Source organism: Rouxiella sp. S1S-2 (assembly GCF_009208105.1).
In the GTDB taxonomy this organism is placed as follows: domain Bacteria; phylum Pseudomonadota; class Gammaproteobacteria; order Enterobacterales; family Enterobacteriaceae; genus Rouxiella.
This window is the reverse complement of sequence record NZ_WFKL01000001.1, coordinates 1,357,801-1,376,082: the sequence shown is the minus strand read 5'-3', so window position 1 is coordinate 1,376,082 and position 18,282 is coordinate 1,357,801. Positions and strand designations below refer to the sequence as shown.

Genomic DNA, 18,282 nt, shown 5'->3' with positions numbered 1-18,282 from the left:
TTATTAATTTTAAACTGAGCCAACCACAATTAGACCAATCCGTTCTAATAGTTGTGACTGTTGCCAAATGTCAATTTTGACGCCCTCGAGGTTTACTCGGCGTATATTTAAGTCACCCAGTTCAGAATTTGTAATATCACAGTGAGTGAAGTCAGCCGTGGCCCAATCAATTTGGTGGAACTCTCCGCCCGAAAGATCCGAACCGCTGAAATTTGCCCCCAGAAGATTTGCACCGGTCCAGCGGTTCTCCCACAGTTCGCACTTCTCCAACACCACTTTCTGAAAGTTGGCGTAGCTAAAGTTATTTTTGGTCATATAGGCGCGGCAAAAATAAGATCGGCTGGTGATCATATTCATAAAACTGGCACCGCGAAAATCGGCTCCAGATGCCTTACATTCACGAATTTCACAGCCAATAGCGTCAATATGTTTAAAATTAGCCATGGTTAGATCACAGCGAATAAAACTGCTTTCACGCAGCTGAGCCCGTTCAAATCTGCAGCCGATCTGCTGGCTATCGTCGTAAAAGCTACAGTCAGAAAATGCGGTTTCCGCCAAATCTGCACCGGTAAAATCGCAGCGGATAAAACGGCAGTTTTGCAGTTTTTCACCGCTAAAAGTCGCATCGTCTATGCGCATGTCACTGTAGGTTTTATTTTCGATCATCCTGTTCCTTGTTGACGTTTTTCAAACCTGAAGCTGGCTTTTTTAGCGGAAAAAAAAGGGTAAATCGCGTAATTCCATCCTGACTGCTCACCTGCCAGGTTCCTTGATGCAAACCCATAATACTGCGTACAATCGATAATCCCAGCCCGCTGGCGTGTGCCGTTGTGCTGCGAGAAACATCTGCGCGATAAAAACGGTCAAACAGTCGACTCAGATGCTGCGGCGCGATCGTAGGTCCATAATTGATAACACTTATGCGCGTACCTCCAGGCTCTTGCTCGGCCATTAGAGAAACTTCACTGCCGGTATCGGCATAGCGTATCGCGTTAGCAAGCAGATTAGCCAGCGCGCGTCGCAATAAATTGGCATCGGCCCATACACTGCCGCCACCGCTTAGGCTCACTCGCAGGCCGTGCTCGTCGGCCGGTCCTTCAAAATATTCACCAACCCGCTGAAACTCGTCTTCAACCTGAAGCTCCCCGCGTTCAATTGCGTGGTCCGCGTGCTCTGCGCGAGCCAAAAACAGCATATTGTCGGTCATTTTTGACAACCGAAGCAGCTCTTCAAAATTAGAGCCGAGCAGATTTTCATAATATTCCACGCTGCGTCGCTGACCAAGTGCGACCTCAGTTTGCCCGAGCAGGTTACCAATCGGCGTACGCAAGTCGTGTGCCATGTCAGCAGAAACCTGGCTCAGTTGAGTAAAACTGATTTCAAGACGGTCGAGCATTTGGTTAAAAGCGTCGATCAGCGTTAACAGTTCACGCGGCACCTGCGCATTATTAATACGCACTGACAAGTTTTTAATACCGATTTCCGCTGTTTGACCGGCCAGTCGGCGCAGCGGGCTAAGTCCTCGTCGTGCAATCAGATAGGCCAGAAACGCGGTAAGCGCTGCCGCTGCGATAGCCAACAGAATTATTTGCTCACGATAGACTTCTAAAATACGCGTGCGCTCAGTCATCAGCCTGCCACTGATAATGTCCAGCTGGTGTGGCTGGTCAGACGTTTTTGCCGCGGCAGAAACATAGATAAAAGGCGTGTCATTTTGAGCAATGCTGTGCTGAACCGCTGACAGCGTCAGATCCGCATCGGCGGGAACCGGCGCAATATTCGGTACCGGAGAATGACCAGGATTAACCTCAATCAGTGGGGGTTGTCCCGGAAAACGCAACACCAGCAGCGCTTCATGGTTGCCGAGCATATTGGCGAAAAGCTTGGGTTTGTCGTGAATAAGGTTGATCACGTCTTCATCGCGCAGCAGAGTGCGAATTTGCTCAACGCGCGTAAGAAGCGCGCCGTCATCACGGATGCTGAGCTGCTTTTCCAGCGTGCGATAAAGGGTGAAACCGACCAGTGTGATAATCACAAACGAAAGCAGCGCAAAAATAAGCGACAGTCGAGTCGTTAACGAGAGCCGACGCCTCACCGGCAAAGGGGACGCAGGCTTCATGATTCATCTTCACAGCGATAGCCCACGCCATGTACGGTGTGGATCAGCTTGTTTGCGAAAGGATCGTCAATTTTCTGTCGCAGTCTACGTACCGCAACGTCGACCACGTTGGTATCACTGTCAAAATTCATATCCCACACGCGCGATGCGATAGCCGAACGCGACAGCACTTGCCCCTCGTGCATCATAAATAGCTGGAGCAAATTAAACTCTTTATTCGTCAGACTGATACGATTTCCTGCCCGAATAACACGTCGCTTGGGAATATCCATTTGTAAGTCTGCAAGCTCGACAACTTCCTCCTGCCTGGCCTGACCCCCACGGCGCAGAGCCACCCGGATACGTGCCAGAAGTTCGGCAAAAGAGAACGGTTTAACCAGATAATCATCTGCCCCTAAATCGAGTCCTTTAAGGCGGTCTTCAAGCGTGCCTCGTGCCGTGAGGAAAAGTACGGGCGTTTTAACCTGCTTATCAAGCCGTCTCATCACTTCCCAGCCGTCCATCTCGGGCATCATCACGTCCAGCAGGATCAGGTCATAGAGGAACTCCTGCGCCAGGTGTAATCCGTCAAGCCCATTGGTTGCAACATCAACCACATAGCCGGCCTCGGTCAGACCGTTGCGCATGTATTCACCTGCTTTGGGTTCATCTTCAATGACCAAAATTCTCACGCTACTTCTCCTCTGCCATGCTGGCCGACGGGTACAAAAAACGCATTGTGCCCTGCCCGGTAATCATCGTGTTTATATCGTTGCGACTAGAGCTCGTTGCCTGAGAAGTTTCTTGCTCAATCAAATCTGCAAATAATTGGGTAGTTTGATTGAGCAACCTTATACCAACTTGGTTTCACCTTCCACGCGGGTCTGGAATACAAGCCGAAATGGAAGACACAAAGACACATTTTTTAATGAATTTTTCATGATTCTTCCTTAATGACCGTAGATCTTATGAGGCAGTTGCACCATGAGGACAGTGTATTGATTGGGCTTCCACACTAGCATGACGTAAGCATTACAAAAAAATGACGAGCCTACTTTTTCGTTGCGAATTTTGTTGCGGCGTAGTGTTGCGGATTAAAGCTTGAAAGACAAAAACGCAAAAACCCGCACTAAGGCGGGTTTTTGGTTTGGGGTCACTCAACTGCTCAGGTTTACACCTTCTTCGCTATCGTAAGATTGCCCCGTTGTTCACTTATTACAGTGCAACAACGTTTACTGCTGATGGGCCTTTAGCGCCGCTCTCGATAGAGAACTCAACTTTTTGACCTTCATCAAGAGTTTTGAAATCGTTGCTCTGGATAGCAGAGAAGTGAACGAACACGTCTTTGCTGCCGTCTGCAGGAGAGATAAAACCAAAACCTTTACCAGCGTCAAACCATTTCACTAAACCAGTCATTTTAGTAGACATAATAATTTCCTTTAAATTTTAGCCGCCATAGGGCGAGGGAGGTCTGTTTTTTTAGTTGTGATACTTATGGGGCACTAAAGAAGGAAATTCGCGGTGAAGAGATATCTAGTAAGGATAACGCTAATACAGTGAACTACTTTACTCAAATTGCTTTCATAAGGTCTGTACTACAAACCGAGGAGTGCATTAACGCACGCTGAAAAATTTTACGCAAGGTTTATTTTATTAATGCCTTACAGTGGCCCTGTTAAAAAACATGCGAACTATCAGGTTCATTTTGTTAAAACTTAATCTCAATCACAAAAAAATTTTCGCAACCGCGCCACTATTTGTCTAACAAATGGAGGAAGTACCTATGAACATTACTCACGGTAAGTCTCAAAGCAAAGTGACCATTCAGGACATTGAAGTGCTGGTGGCGATGCTGGCTATTGTTGCGATTATTCTTTGGGAACTTTTTTACTAACGCTGGCGGTTAGAAACCGCTGGCCTCAAGAACAAAGGGGAAGTCAATTATCAGGTTGGCCAACAATACCGCCAGACTGGAGTAAATAACCAATTTCAGCATAAAACCCTCAAAGCACAGCAACAAGGACGCAGAAATCAGTCCTGTTAATTAGTTTTTAGAAACCTGCATCATGAATTGCCAATCCATCAAGGCCATAAAGGCCAGACTGGCTGCACAGGCGACAATAAATACTTTCATAAAAATCCTTTTAAAATAATGACCTAATATGAGGAACAACGACCACGGGTAGTTCAACTGAAGCCAGCGCTGATAACCCCCCGCTGATGACGTAAAGAACCCTTTCTCAATATTGACGCTAGTAATAGCAAAAAGCTTAAATGTGATCAACATCACACTTAAGGCGTAGCATTTTTCATGCTTTCTCCGGGCGTGACACTGCCGCTCATCAGCTTAACTCTGGTTGTCCTCTCTCGCCTTTTTGGTGCAGAATGCCCTATGAGAATTCTTTACAGCCGTTGTCATTACGAGGCCTCCAGTGACTAAACTTACACAACAACAATGCATCATCCTCACCGGTTTTACCGGCATCCTGCACGGTGAATTCGAATGGTTTCACGCGGACTTGGAAAAAAGATTAGGTCGTGAGGTGCAAACATCAGAACTGGGGTATCCCGAATTTATGGACCAGTGCAAGGCCCTGTATGAAGAAGACTTTTCTGCACTCATGCCGGACTGATAGACCACATGTTTCGTTAAGCAGACCACTCTTTATTGTCTTGGTCATGGGCGACCAGCGCACTGCGCGGTTGCTCTAAACACCTTAAATTTTATTTTCTTTCCTGTTAATTATGAAAGTAAGCGCCGCCCTGCCGATTAATATTGAATTTTAACCAACGATTAGGACGAGTACGGAAAAAGGTTACTCGAGGGGAATATCGTTGTATTACATCCTGCTTTGCTATTTAATACACTTAGTTTCACAATCGAAGGTTATCTTAAAACCCTTATTTAAATGAGATATAAAACGGAGTGTCCGTTTTCACCTTCGCTTATTTAATTTAAAGATACATTCAATTATATTTATTCGGGTGATAACGTGAATACAAAAAACATGATGCCAAATATTTTACTTAACGACCCATTTGCCGATTCCCCTGCTATTACCTGCAAAGGAAATCAAATGAATATTAACAATCGAATTTTTGAAGTAACAGAAAAACACAAAAGGTTAATTATTTGCCTATTAAAGGGCATTACTCAAAAAAACGATATTATTAATGTTGTTTGGTATGAACAAGGCGGCATGGTCAGCGACAACAACTATCATCAACTTATCCATAAGTTTCGTAACCTGCTGTCTGAGAACAATCTGCCTAAGGCCATGTTAAGAACTATTCCACGACACGGTGCCATGCTTGACCTTACCCTGTTGCCGGAAATGCCCAGCATCGAATCGAGTCTGCCTGCACAAATTGCAAAAAAGACCTTCAATTTCGCCACATTAGGTGCGGGATTAATGACGAGCTTATCGCTGATCGCCAGGTCGTTTTATCGATAAGGTTGTATACTCAAGATCTCGTGGTACTGTGACTCACGTTATTTTAAGAGTAAGTTGAATGATTAAATGGGCGTTTCCACTGAAATGGTTACTGTTTTCATTGAGTTACTTATCTCTGGCTTTTATTTGCCTCCAAACGCGAGATAACGGCAGCCTATCTTCATCCATCTGGCTTCCCGCCGGACTTACTCTTGGTGTTTTGTGCACCACCTCGGTATCTCGCTGGCCAATATGGCTGGTCAGCGCCGGCATTTTGCATGTTTTCGCCAGTTATCTCCACGACCGGCCGATGGATATCGCGCTGATTTTTGCCATCAATGATCTGATAATCCTTTGTGTTAACGCCATGATTTGGCAGAGTGTGATAAAGGGAAGTGCTCGCGTCAACAACCTGACTGCTATGACTATTTTCATCAGCATTGTGTTAGGTACGAGCGCGGTTGGAGGCATGATAAACGTCTATCTTCTCAGGCTTTTGTCTTACCCAATTGTTTTCTCGCATTTCACCAGTTCCAGCATATCTAACGCGACCGGTTGCCTCGCAATGGCACCTCTCTTTGTGGTTAACCAACTCAGTCAACTTTCTGTAAATAAGCGCACCAATGGCCGAAGCCTGCTGTTGATGAGCAGTATTCTTATCTTGTCCGTTGCCATATTTTTACCCGAAAGTGACTTTGACCAAAGCGTGCCCGCTATAGAGTTTTCACTTTATTTACTGTTTGGCATGACACTACTCTCCTCATTATTTATTAATGAAAAAAAGCTTTCATTTCTCTACGTCGCACTGGCGCTTATCATTAGCATCACGACTATTTATCATCGCGGCCCGTTTTCTGCGGACTATTATGATAACGGCAGTGGAATCACCGCCTCTCAACTTTATCTGTTAGCAATATTTATATCCGGCCTTCTGGTACGCAGCGGCATTACCGACATCTACTTTGAAAAAAAACAAAGCGACCAACAGTTGCTTCTTGCCTATTCTGCAACACCCACCCAGTCCCATTATCAATTTAAAATTAACGTCACACTGCAAAAAATCATCTGGAGCGACCCCGCCAGTCAGTTAATTAATTTCCCGTCTGATTTACTGGCAACACCGGCTCAACTTTTAGGACGAATGACCCCAGATGACCGGATGATATTCACACCTTGGTTTGATGGTACAAATAAAACTGCAGCAACACCTTTTTCACAATCACTCTCATTAGTGTTAACCGACTCAACATTCGTTGATACGCACATTGCTTTGTTATGCGACCACGATAATACTGCCAATACATATGTTAATGGGGTACTGATCGTTTATCAGAACAATCTAAGCCAAACGGGCCGATAAAATGAAAACAGTATTGATAGCAGACGATCATCCGGTCTATCTACTCGGTCTTAAAACGTTGCTCGAAACGCAGTTTAGCCAAGACTTCTCCCTTAGTGGCATGGCCAGCAATGTCGATGAGCTGCTTAATGCGCTTAAAACTTCTCAGCCCGACCTGTTGCTCACTGATTTCACCATGCCGGGAAATCAGCAATCCGATGGACTGCACCTGATACAGTATTTACGTCGCACCTATCCCGCGCTACCTATAGTCGTGATAAGCGTTTTATCTAATCAGGCTATTGTTAACGTTATGCTTAAAGCTGGGGTAATTGCGGTTATAAACAAGCAGAGCCTGGGCACGGAACTTAACGCATGCTTGAAATCTCTGTCCATGGGCCAGGTCATACCCCGCAATAGTAATCCTCAGATTGAAACAATTCCCCAGAACGTCTCGGCCTATGGGCAACTTAGCCCTAAAGAGAGCGAGGTGTTACGTCTCATGAAACTGGGCCATACAGTCAACCAGATTGCCCAGATGTTGCACCGTTCAAAACAGACCATCAGCGGGCAAAAGAAGAGTGCCATGAACAAGCTGGAGCTGTTATCGGACGCCGAGTTGTTTGAATATCTACTTAAGATGGACTTATGAGTCGGTTAAGTGTCCTCTTCGTTATAATAATATTCGTTTGTGCCAATGGAGCATGGGCGGAGTCGTTACGTGTTGGCATTGACAGCGTTGACGTGCGCTACAACGAAATCAGCACCTCTATTCAAGACAATAATGTTGAACCTGCGCTGCTTACGCTGTTAGAAAAACAACTCAAGCAACAAGATTCGGTATTCAATGAATTTAAAATACTTCCCGTCAAAGATCGCAGCAAACGGAACACGCTACTGGCCGATAAAAACGTGGATGCCCTGTTTTCGGAAAGCGCATTCGAATCCATGCCTGGCAACTTGGTTGAAACTCTCCCTCTGTTTACGACTCACTGGCGTTTAGTTTCACTCAGCGGCAGACTGGCGCAGGGCCTTGATTTCAAAAACCTTAACGACGAACGCGTCATTGTCGTTAGCGATGCGCCAATCGAGGCCTTAAAACAGCGTTATCCGCAGGTCACTATTATCGTCAGCGCCTCTCTGGGTGATGCGGTCACACTGCTGAAAGCGGGTGCCGCTGATGGCGTATTTTGCCGAGAGCAGGCAGCCAATGTGCTCAGCGAAAACATATTCCCCGGGCAGTTGCAGGTTTATCATCTTGATTCTCTGATAACTCGAACGCATCTGCTAATGCGAAACGACAATCCTGCCGCCCTGGCTGCGCTTAATCAGGCAATACAGCAGTTACCGCAGGAACAAGTGAACAACATCATCAGCCGTAACTTCACCGTGCAGACACTGATGAATATTGTGCCCCTGCTTCAGCAGAATCATCGCAACTTTGATACTGCCGCAGTGATAGTGGCAGTTATCGCTTTATTTTTAATTGGCATTCTGTTTACTCAGATTTTACGGCGTAAAAAGGTCGAGCGACGCCTTAAGGATGCAATAAAGTTTTGGGAAACCTTGCTCAACAGCCTTTCGACGCCGGTGATGGTTTCTAATTCTGCGGGCGTCATTACTCACGTTAATCAGGCGCTGTGTCAAAGCCTGAAGATCGCGCCTACAGCCGTCATCGGCACTGCAGTTGAGCACTTTAATCAGCAGTTTTTTGCCAACCCTGCGCTCGATACCGCTGGATTAGTGCAGGCAAGCATCGCCACCGAAGCACAATTTTTTGAAGGCAGCTACAGCCTGCATAACAGCCAGCGCAGTATTGCTGGCTGGATAACGCCTTACAGCAATACACACCTAGTGCCACAGGGACTGGTTATCGGCTGGTACGACATGACAGAACGTATTCGCCTTGAAGCCCAACTGGCGCAGGCGCTGGACGAAGCCAACGCTTTCAGCCATGAAAAAAGTGAGTTTTTGGCGCGAATGAGTCATGAAATTCGCTCACCAATGAACGTGATTATGGGCGTACTTGAAATCGAAAATCAGCGCATCAATAATTCACAGTCGCCTATTTCGGTGGCTTATAACGCCTCTCGCGGACTGCTAAGAATAATCGGCGACATTCTCGACCTGTCTAAAATAGAGGCGGGCGAAATGAAGCTGAAACCCGCGCCGGTGTCTCTCTACTTCCTGCTGGAAAACGCAGCCGACGCCTATCAGAATCTGGCAGAAAGAAAAGGGCTGCGTTTGGACAGTGATATAGAAAGCTGCTTCGGCCAGGATTACCTTCTGGACGAAGGCAAAATGGTTCAAATCCTTAATAATCTGCTCAGCAACGCGGTCAAATACACCCAACAGGGTCACATTGCGCTGGCAATAAAGGTGATTGACCTCGGCGATAATACGCATCAAATCACTATTAGCGTCAGCGACAGTGGGATAGGAATTAAAGCGTCGCTGCTGCCGGGTATTATCAAACCTTACCGCCAAATCTCGTCAGCCACGCCTGACAGCACCGGACTTGGCCTGACTATTTGCCATCAGTTGGTCACCCTTATGGGCGGTAAGCTCGACATAACCTCGCTGCAAAACCTAGGCTCGACGTTCACCGTTACCCTACGTTGCCAATGTGTGGCACCTGCTAATGCCCCAGCCATGCCGCCTGCCTCCAGCTCAGACGGCGAGAGCTGCCGGCTGTGGATTATTGACGATTTGCCCGCTAACCTGCTGGTAATGAAGCTGCAACTTACCGCCCTGGGCCATCAGGTGATCACTTTCGACAGCGCCCATGAAGCACTCGAACAGCTGCAGCAACCCACGACTCTGCGACCCGATATGATCCTGACCGATTGCCAGATGCCGGGCATGTCGGGGTATGAATTTGCCACCCAGGTACGCCGTTTTGAAGAGGGTAAAACTGAGCATCTGCCGATCGTTGGGTGTACGGCGAACGCCTTTTCTGATGAGGAGACCAAGTGCATCAGCGCGGGAATGGACGGTCACTTAACGAAGCCTATGACCCAATCAGATTTGAAAAACTGCCTGCATGAAATGTTGTTTAATCGTCATGTCGACCTAAGCGAAGTGCTTTCACTGGCTTCAGGTCAGCAACCAGTGATCATCAAACTGATAGACGAACTGCAAAAAAGCAGTGCGGAGGACCTAATGCTCATTGAAGGTGCCTGGAAAGAAGATGACCTTGAGACGATGAAAAGCAAAATTCATCGTCTCAAGGGCAATTTTGCCCTGACGCATTTTGAAGCAGGACAACATCTCTGCATGATGCTGGAAACAAAGCTAAGCCATGCCGACAGTGATATAGCACTGCCCATGCTGCGACTTCACCACACCACACGCCAGTTTATTGCCCTGCTGCATAACATTTCGCGACAAAAATAAACTCCGCGCCACTGCCTTGGTTGATTAAATTTCGCCCTATCATGTTAATAGGTTGAAACCTGTGACGACGAGAGCGAAAATAGCAGGGTTTGATTCATTCACTTTCACATTCGTTGTCGGACCTATGAGCGCAAGTAAACCACGCCGTCCGCATGGACGTTGGACCTATTACATCATGCACGAAGACATTCTGTGGCCCTGCCCCGTTCGTTGGGAGTGGGAAAATGGATACGGCGGCTGGCTGCCTTTTTATTACTCGCCAACGCTGGAGTTTGTCGCGGGTGACCCTACCAAGGCCACCAAGGTTGCACCCGGTCGCGCCGCTGTCCCGAATAGATACAAACAGCTCGCTTTCTTTGCAACCCAGCATCGCTAATCGTCAGCCAAGTGCCTTTTGTACGGTTTCCGATTGGCGCGGCCCTGGCGTAAAGCCGGTTTTTCTGGCACTGAACGCAATCACCAGACTGATGATCACCAGCAGCAGCATTGCCCACGGAAATGCCCCCACGCCCTGCGATTTAAGCAATACGCCGCCCGCAATACCTCCTCCGGCAATTGCCAGATTCCACGCCACCACAATCATCGATTGTGCAATGTCCGCGCTCTCGCCCGCCGCATCGGCACAGGCGGTTTGCAGCAATGTGGCCGCGCCGCCAAAAGTTGCCCCCCAGGCAAAGATGGCGCAATAAAACACAGGAGCAATGTGGGCCACGCTGCCAAAAGTCAGTGCGCTAAGCGCAAAAATCGCCAGGCTGATAATCACACTCCTGCGCAGCCAACGGTCAACCAGAAAACCGGTCAATCCGATGCCCAACAGTGCACTCAGTCCAAACAAGAGCAGAATACTGTCCGTCTGCCCGGCCAGGCCGAGTGGGGTTAAAAATGGCACAATATAGGTGTAAAGAATGTTGTGCGCGGTTATCCAGGTAAAAATAACCATCAGCACCGGTCTCACGCCGGGCATCCGCCAGACTTGATACAACGAGAGCTGCTTTTGAGGCGCCTCTCCCGGAAAATCGGGCACTTTAGCCACTATCCAGCCAATGAGCAGCAGGGTTAACACGGACATAATGCCAAACGCACTGCGCCAGCCGACCCAGGAGCCAATCCAGGTGCCCAGCGGCACACCCAGTGACAGCGCCAAGGGCGTGCCAATCATCGCCAGCGTCATCGCACGGCCCTGCAGGGCGGGCACAACCATTCTTCGGGCATAACCCGCGATAAGGCCCCAGGCCAATCCTGCCGAAGCGCCAGCAAAAAAGCGCGCCACCAACGTAAGGGTGTAATCCGTTGAAAAGGTGGTCAGAGAGTTAAACAGTAAAAAACCGATGACTGAGCTTAACAATGCACTGCGCCGCCGCCAACCGCGGGTCGCCACGGTCAGGGGAATGGCCGCTACCAGCGAGCCCACCGCGTAAAGCGTCACCATCTGACCGGCCATCGACGGCGAAACATGCAGGCCGTCGCTGATTTGCGGCAGCAGGCCCGCGGGCAGTGTTTCAGTCATGATGGCGATAAATCCGGTCATCGCCAAAGCCAGCAGTCCTGATACCGGCAGTCGTGCGTCACGGCTCATAAGTTATCCCCGTTAAAAAGACTGGCATAGACCGCGTCACGCAGATCACTGACAAACTGCCCTGACATGCCCTCATACAACGTATTGGTCAACGCCACCACCGTCAGTTCACGTTGGCGGTCGACAAACCACGAATGACCGTACGCCCCACCCCAGCGCCAGGTTCCCACCGACTCGGGCGACGCGGCCTCCTGCGGGTCACGAAGTACCGAAAACCCCAGGCCAAAGCCGAATCCCGGCGCATCAGGCAACGCGGCACCCGACGTCTGGTCGCGGCCCATCTCATCAATAAGTGCTGCAGAAATGAGCGGCTCACCGCCCTGGCGCAGCACTTCAAAAAAACGCAGTAAATCAGGTGCGCTGGACACCATTCCCGCGCCGCCAGAGGGAAAAGCCTCGGCATTCAGAATGCGATGTGGCGAGTAAGGTATGCCAACGCTTTCTTCAAATGGCGAAACGGATTCATTTTCAGCCAAAATGTGTGGCCGCGGACGGTCACTGACGTAAGGCGTAGCCAGGCGCTCCGGCTGTCGGGTATAGAAGCCGCTGTCATTCATGCCTAAAGGGCCGGTAACCAGACTTTTTACCGCCTGGTCCAGCCGTTGTCCGCACACCTGCTCAATAACCGCACCCAACACGTCAATGGCCAGTGAATAACACCAAGCGGTGCCCGGTGTATAAAGCAGTGGCACGCTGGCCAACCGACGCAAGTTTTCACTCAGCGACTGCGTTGCGTCGTCCATCCCATCAGAAACACCGGCCTGCGCATAAGGCCCCTGCGCATCACTTTCAAGAAAACGGTATCCCAGTCCGGCGGTGTGGCTCAGCAGTTGGCGCACAGTAATTGTCGCCGCTTCGCCGCTGGCCAAGGTTGGGCGAAAATCCGCCAGCAGCGCGTCCAACGGCTGGTCAAGAGACAAACGCCCCTGACGAATAAGCGCCATTGCCGCCGCCGAGACAATCGGTTTGGACACCGACGCCAGGCGAAACAAGGTGTTCAGCGACATCGATTTCTGCGCTTCACGGTCGGCCCACCCGTCGGCGATTTGAAAGCAAATCTCCCCCCGATGGGCAACGATGACCACCGCGCCCACCAGCCGATTTTCCACTAGTGCCTGGTCGATCACGCTATTAACGGCAGAAAACTGTTCATACTGACTTTTATTATCATGCTGATTTTTGACCCACGAAGCTGACTGTTTCATGCGATATTCCCTGGAAGATTACGTCGTGAACTCAAGATAGAACGCTAGGGAATACGGAAAAAGTGGGGTAAATTTCTTTTATATACGGAACATTTTGTCCGTAATGGGAGATAAAATGGACAGCCTCAGTAGCCTTGGCGTATTTGTGCAGGTCGCAGAAACCGGCAGTTTCGTCGCCGCCGGTGGCACATTGGGCGTTTCAGCATCCGCCGTCGGTAAAAGCATTTCGCGGCTTGAAAACAAGCTCAATGTGCGGCTATTTCACCGCAGTACACGCAGTCTGACGCTGACTGCCGAAGGTCAGCTTTTTCTAGAACGAAGCCGCAGAATACTGGCTGAATATGAGGCCGCCGAGCACGAGCTTAGCCTTGCATCTCAGTATCCACGGGGTCGCCTGCGCATCAGCCTGCCGATGGTCGGCTCCCTGATGCTGCCGGTGCTGAGCGAGTTTATGTCATGCTATCCCGACGTCGAGTTGGAACTGAACTTTAGCGACAAAATGGTCGATGTCATTGAAGAAGGATTCGACGCAGTGATCCGCACCGGTGAAATGACCGATTCGCGGCTCAACCTGCGCAAGCTCGGCGATTACACTAAATTCGTTGTCGCCTCGCCCGCCTACCTCGCCAAACACGGCATTCCTCAGTTACCGGAGCAACTGGCGCAGCACAGCTGTCTGCATTATCGTTTTAGCCGCAGTGGAAAAATTGAACCTTGGCCGCTGGTGCACGAACTGCCGCTTGATCTCCCGCTATCCATGGTTTGCAATAATCTTGAGGCTCAGGTTTATTTCGCCCAGCAGGGCAACGGGATAACCTGCCTGCCAGAATTTGCGGCGCGTGAGGCGCTTGTCAGCGGCAAATTACAAAGTGTGCTTAACGAATTTATCTCACACAGCGCCTCTTTCAATATTCTCTGGCCTTCGGGCGGATACATGACGCCGAGGCTGCGGGCTTTAATCGATTTTCTGTGTGAACACACTTTTGCCCGGAGAAAAGTATGAAGGCCGCTGAAAGCAGTCAATTGATGACCCTTGATCGACTCAGCGATGAGCCTTTTTATCGTCAAATTTATCATCGTATCAGGGCATCAATTGCCGATGCCCTGCTAAAACCTGGCGACAGGCTTCCCTCGGCGCGACAATTGGCGAAAGAGCTTGGGCTGGCGCGTGGTACTATCGAAGCCGCCTATTCTCTGCTGACCGCAGAAGGTTATATTCAGTCCCAAGGCCAGGCGGGTACGCGTGTTACCCCCAACATACCGCCACAGTCTGCCCCAAAAGCCAACGCTGTTCCCGCGCAGATTCACCACGGTGGCATGCAGCCGAGCACGATTATGCCACTGCAAATGGGATTGCCTGCTCTGGACGCTTTTCCGCGAAAAATTTGGGCCCGACTGGGAGCGCGATACTTGCGAGCCATGCAGCCCAACGACATGAAATATCCCGCTCACCTTGGTCTACCGGCGCTGCGCAACGCGATTGCGGCCTACTTGCAGATAGCAAGAGGGATTAACTGTAACGGTTCGCAGGTGTTTATCACGTCGGGGTATCGCGGCACGCTGCAGCTGATTTTACACACACTGCTCAAACCCAACGATGAAGTGTGGGTGGAGGACCCCGGTTTTCCCCTGACCCGCGAACTGCTGCGAGGTGCGCAGATAAAGCAAATTGCCGTGCCGGTTGATGCACAAGGAATTCAGGTGTCTGAGGGAATGAAACGGGCGGAACACGCCCGTGCGGCCATTGTGACGCCAGCGCATCAAAGTCCGCTGTGTGTTTCGCTCTCACTGCCCAGACGTCTCGCGCTGCTTGAATGGGCCGCGTGCCAGCAGGCATGGATTATTGAAGACGACTACGACGGAGAATATCGCTACGTCAGCCGTCCACTTCCGGCGTTGAAAAGCCTGGATAATCAGGGGCGGGTTTTATACTGCGGCACCTTTAGCAAGGTACTTTTTCCGGGGATTAGGCTGGCCTATCTAGTGGTGCCCGAGCAACAGGTCGAACACTTTGAGCGCGCCAGCCTGAGTTTTTTTGAAGGAATGAACGAAATGCCGCAGGCTATCGTCAGCGATATGATGATGGAGGGGCATTTTTCGCGACACATTCACCGAATGCGAAAACTCTATGCAGAACGGCGAGCGATGGCGGTAGCCGGGCTGAGTAAGATACTCGGCCACTATATAACCATCGACCCGCAGCCCGGCGGCATGCATTTGGTTCTGCGTTTACGCGCTCCGCTCAACGACGCCAGAATTGCCGCCCGCATGCGCGAGAACGGGCTTTATACTCACGCGCTGTCGAGCTGGAGCAACAACAGCCAGGGTGAGCGCGGACTGCTTATCGGCTTTACCAATATTGAATCGCAGCACCAGGCCGAGAAAATCGGCCTAAAGATTCTGGCATTGCTGTGAGAAGTATTGCGCGGCACCTTATCCGTAATAACGCTAAGCTGCCGCGATAACGCCAATGTCGCGCGACGCAAACTCAGTTAAGCCCTGCCTTATCAAGCCCGTACGCGGCGTCGGCCGATCCCGGCTTCATGCGAACAGCAACGTTTAGACGGTTCCAGCCGTTAATCGCCACCACCAGGAAGCTGAGGTCGGAAAGTTCCTCTTCTGAAAAGTGGGTACGCACGTGGTCATAGATTTCATCCGACACGCCTTGAGCAGAAAGCGTGGTCAGCGCCTCGGTCCACTCCAGCGCCGCCCGTTCGCGGGGGCTAAACAGCGGTGACTCACGCCAGATAGCGATGTGGTGCACTCGTAGCTCGCGTTCACCCCAAATCTTGGCTTCTTTAACGTGCATATCCAGACAAAAACCGCAGGCATTAATCTGCGAGGCTCGCACGGTGACCAGTATCTTGAACTCCTTCACCACCGCGCTGTTGCCTACCGCAGTATTAAAATCGAGATATTTTTTAGCCAGTGCGGAAGAAAGCTGGAAGTAATCTAAACGCTGGTTCATTGGAAACCCTTTTCACTGTTGAATGATAGTTAATACAATAGGCATCGTGGCCGCGGCCTCGCTACCTGATGCAGACCATCATCGTAGAACTTGGCTCAGTGAGAAAGCGCCAAGAATCGCCTTATCGACTAGTCCATGATGGGCGAATCCCCCTCCCGGTGGTTCGCCTGTTCAACCAGCTTGAAATAACGGTTTAATTTAAAAAATCTGATACAAAAAGATTTTGCATAATTGTTATTCTTTAATCATGCTTATTTAGTGAAATTCACTTTTCAATAAAGCTGGAACTATTTTGCAAAACCTTAGAGCCTCTGCGCTCAACGCTATCAAGCGTACCCCTTGGTATCCCAAGCGGCGTTCCTATCGGGTACTGTTTTGGCGAGAGATAACGCCGCTGGCCGTGCCTATCTTCTTTGAGAATGCCTGTGTATTGCTGATGGGGGTGTTAAGTACCTTTCTTGTCAGTTGGTTAGGCAAAGAAGCCATGGCTGGTGTAGGTCTGGCAGACAGCTTTAATATGGTGGTAATTTCATTTTTTGCCGCTATCGATCTCGGTACTACGGTGGTGGTCGCCTTTAGTCTCGGTAAGCTTAATCACGAACGCGCACGCGATGCTGCCCGGCAGTCGCTTATTATCATGACGTTGTTCGCCATTATTCTCGCGCTTATCATCGAATTTTGCGGACAAAGTATTATTAATTTAATTGCCGGTAATGCGGCGCCGCAAGTAAAAGCCTTGGCGTTGAGTTATTTGCGGGTCACGGTGTGGAGCTATCCGGCGGCGGCTATTGCACTTATCGGCTGTGGAGCACTGCGCGGGGCAGGTAATACTAAAATTCCGATGCTGATTAACGGCGGCATGAACATTCTTAACATCGTGATTACCACCGTACTGATCTATGGCTGCTTTTCGTGGAAAGGTCTGGGCTTTATCGGTGCGGGATTAGGCTTAACGATTTCGCGCTATATTGGTGCCGCCGCGGTGCTGTACGTGCTGGCTATCGGCTTCAATCCCTCGTTAAAAATCTCATTAAAAAGCTATTTTACCCGTATCAACACCAACATTTTGGTTGAGGTGTTGGGCATTGGTATTCCGGCCAGCATCGAGTCTGTGCTATTTAACGGCGGCAAGCTGCTGACGCAAGTTTTCGTTGCCGGCATGGGTACCAACGTGATTGCCGGTAACTTTATCGCCTTCTCCATTGCGTCGTTAATTAACCTGCCGGGTAACGCCCTCGGCTCATCGGCCACGATTATCGTCGGCACCCGCTTGGGCAAAGGCGAAATAGGTCAGGCCGAGTTTCAGCTACGCCACGTTTACTGGCTTTCGGCCATAGGCATTTGTTCGCTGGCACTGCTGTCGGTGCCGCTGGCAGGCATGCTCGCATCATTTTACACCCGCGAAGAAGACGTCATTGACGTGGTGAAAATTTTGGTTTGGCTCAACGCCGCCTTTATTCCATTCTGGGCCGCCTCCTGGGTGTTACCCGCAGGATTAAAAGGCGCGCGCGATGCACGCTTTACCATGTGGGTTTCAATGCTCGGAATGTGGGGGTGCCGCATCGTGGCGGGTTATACCATGGGTGTCGTGCTGGGCTTTGGCGTAGTCGGCGTGTGGCTGGGCATGTTCCTGGACTGGATTGTGCGCGGGGCGTTCTTCTATTGGCGCATGGCCAGTGGTCGCTGGCTCTGGAAATATCCACGGCCGCCAAAAGACCTGCAGTCCACTAAAGAGGAGGTGACAGCCAATGGATAATTCAGCACCCTATCTGCAGCCAGGTGAACGCGTGATTATCTACGACGGCGTTTGTCGGCTCTGTAACGGCTGGGTCAACTTTCTGATTCGCCACGATAAAAAACACAGCGTTAGAATGGCACCGGTGCAATCCGAGGCGGGACGCGCGCTGTCGATTTGGGCCGGACTCTCACCCGAAAACGTCAATACTATTGTGTTGATTGACGGCGACCACGTTTATAAACGCTCAGAAGCCATATTTCGCGTCATGTCTTTTTTACCCTTTCCTTGGCGAGCGATGGCCGCGTTGCGTATTTTGCCGCTGCGTTTCAGAGATGCCTGCTACAACGGGATTGCGCTCAATCGCTACCGCTTATTTGGCCGTTATGACAGTGTAAAAAAGTTAGAAGCCGACCATAGTCAGAGATTTTTAAAAACGGGGGAAGAGGCTGGAGGATGACCACTGAAGTTTCAGCGGTCATCTGAGAAAACGCTATTGCGCACTGCGGGTCAAAATGAGTTGCCTAAAAA

The 18,282-nt window shown here is 50.0% G+C and carries 17 protein-coding genes; 10 read left to right on the top strand and 7 right to left on the bottom strand.

Going from position 1 to position 18,282, the window contains the following annotated elements; all coding sequences use genetic code 11:
- Window positions 1-9 precede the first annotated feature (9 nt).
- The 4 genes from GA565_RS06390 to cspA form a co-directional block, all read right to left on the bottom strand.
- A complete protein-coding gene (locus GA565_RS06390) occupies window positions 10-666 on the bottom strand; it encodes a Qnr family pentapeptide repeat protein (protein WP_370518022.1) in 657 nt (218 codons plus the stop codon).
- Window positions 653-2,119: a heavy metal sensor histidine kinase gene (locus GA565_RS06385; RefSeq protein ID WP_152197792.1), complete on the bottom strand. Its 1,467-nt coding sequence runs from the start codon at window positions 2,117-2,119 to the stop codon at window positions 653-655. Before GA565_RS06385 ends, GA565_RS06390 begins: the two co-directional genes overlap by 14 nt.
- On the bottom strand, window positions 2,116-2,790 hold the full coding sequence (locus GA565_RS06380; RefSeq protein WP_152197791.1) for a heavy metal response regulator transcription factor: 675 nt from the start codon (window positions 2,788-2,790) through the stop codon (window positions 2,116-2,118). Before GA565_RS06380 ends, GA565_RS06385 begins: the two co-directional genes overlap by 4 nt.
- A 523-nt stretch (window positions 2,791-3,313) precedes the next feature.
- Window positions 3,314-3,526, bottom strand: coding sequence for an RNA chaperone/antiterminator CspA (gene cspA / locus GA565_RS06375; RefSeq protein WP_055781380.1), 213 nt, complete (start codon window positions 3,524-3,526; stop codon window positions 3,314-3,316).
- A gap of 1,004 nt (window positions 3,527-4,530) precedes the next feature.
- On the opposite strand from cspA, the gene GA565_RS06370 reads away from it, so the two are divergent.
- From GA565_RS06370 to GA565_RS06345, 6 genes are all read left to right on the top strand, one after another.
- Window positions 4,531-4,731: a hypothetical protein gene (locus GA565_RS06370; protein WP_152197790.1), complete on the top strand. Its 201-nt coding sequence runs from the start codon at window positions 4,531-4,533 to the stop codon at window positions 4,729-4,731.
- A gap of 360 nt (window positions 4,732-5,091) precedes the next feature.
- Window positions 5,092-5,553, top strand: a complete 462-nt coding sequence (locus GA565_RS06365) for a hypothetical protein (protein ID WP_226950915.1) — start codon at window positions 5,092-5,094, stop codon at window positions 5,551-5,553.
- Between the two features lie 58 nt (window positions 5,554-5,611).
- Window positions 5,612-6,892, top strand: coding sequence for an MASE1 domain-containing protein (locus GA565_RS06360; RefSeq protein ID WP_152197789.1), 1,281 nt, complete (start codon window positions 5,612-5,614; stop codon window positions 6,890-6,892).
- A gap of 1 nt (window position 6,893) precedes the next feature.
- Window positions 6,894-7,523: a response regulator transcription factor gene (locus GA565_RS06355; protein WP_152197788.1), complete on the top strand. Its 630-nt coding sequence runs from the start codon at window positions 6,894-6,896 to the stop codon at window positions 7,521-7,523.
- Window positions 7,520-10,267 carry a response regulator gene (locus GA565_RS06350; protein ID WP_152197787.1) on the top strand — a complete coding sequence of 916 codons (2,748 nt, stop codon included), beginning with the start codon at window positions 7,520-7,522 and terminating at the stop codon, window positions 10,265-10,267. The genes GA565_RS06355 and GA565_RS06350 overlap by 4 nt, the downstream gene beginning before the upstream one ends.
- Window positions 10,268-10,391: 124 nt before the next feature.
- Window positions 10,392-10,643 carry a hypothetical protein gene (locus GA565_RS06345; protein ID WP_152197786.1) on the top strand — a complete coding sequence of 84 codons (252 nt, stop codon included), beginning with the start codon at window positions 10,392-10,394 and terminating at the stop codon, window positions 10,641-10,643.
- A gap of 3 nt (window positions 10,644-10,646) precedes the next feature.
- Here the strand turns inward: GA565_RS06345 and GA565_RS06340 are convergent, their stop codons facing one another.
- Together GA565_RS06340 and GA565_RS06335 are read right to left on the bottom strand one after the other, a co-directional pair.
- A complete protein-coding gene (locus tag GA565_RS06340; RefSeq protein WP_152197785.1) occupies window positions 10,647-11,843 on the bottom strand; it encodes an MFS transporter in 1,197 nt (398 codons plus the stop codon).
- Complete coding sequence (locus GA565_RS06335; protein ID WP_152197784.1) at window positions 11,840-13,048, bottom strand: serine hydrolase; 1,209 nt, start codon at window positions 13,046-13,048, stop codon at window positions 11,840-11,842. The genes GA565_RS06340 and GA565_RS06335 overlap by 4 nt, the downstream gene beginning before the upstream one ends.
- A gap of 115 nt (window positions 13,049-13,163) precedes the next feature.
- On the opposite strand from GA565_RS06335, the gene GA565_RS06330 reads away from it, so the two are divergent.
- Both GA565_RS06330 and GA565_RS06325 read left to right on the top strand, forming a co-directional pair.
- Entirely contained in the window at window positions 13,164-14,051 is an 888-nt protein-coding gene (locus tag GA565_RS06330; RefSeq protein WP_152197783.1) for a LysR family transcriptional regulator, read from the top strand.
- Window positions 14,048-15,463, top strand: a complete 1,416-nt coding sequence (locus GA565_RS06325; protein ID WP_152197782.1) for a PLP-dependent aminotransferase family protein — start codon at window positions 14,048-14,050, stop codon at window positions 15,461-15,463. Before GA565_RS06330 ends, GA565_RS06325 begins: the two co-directional genes overlap by 4 nt.
- Window positions 15,464-15,536: 73 nt before the next feature.
- On the opposite strand, the gene GA565_RS06320 is transcribed toward GA565_RS06325, so the two are convergent.
- On the bottom strand, window positions 15,537-16,016 hold the full coding sequence (locus GA565_RS06320) for a carboxymuconolactone decarboxylase family protein (protein WP_152197781.1): 480 nt from the start codon (window positions 16,014-16,016) through the stop codon (window positions 15,537-15,539).
- Between the two features lie 292 nt (window positions 16,017-16,308).
- Between GA565_RS06320 and GA565_RS06315 the strand changes: the two genes are divergently transcribed.
- Window positions 16,309-17,772, top strand: a complete 1,464-nt coding sequence (locus tag GA565_RS06315) for an EmmdR/YeeO family multidrug/toxin efflux MATE transporter (RefSeq protein WP_152197780.1) — start codon at window positions 16,309-16,311, stop codon at window positions 17,770-17,772.
- Window positions 17,765-18,211, top strand: a complete 447-nt coding sequence (locus GA565_RS06310) for a thiol-disulfide oxidoreductase DCC family protein (RefSeq protein WP_152197779.1) — start codon at window positions 17,765-17,767, stop codon at window positions 18,209-18,211. Before GA565_RS06315 ends, GA565_RS06310 begins: the two co-directional genes overlap by 8 nt.
- Window positions 18,212-18,282 lie beyond the last annotated feature (71 nt).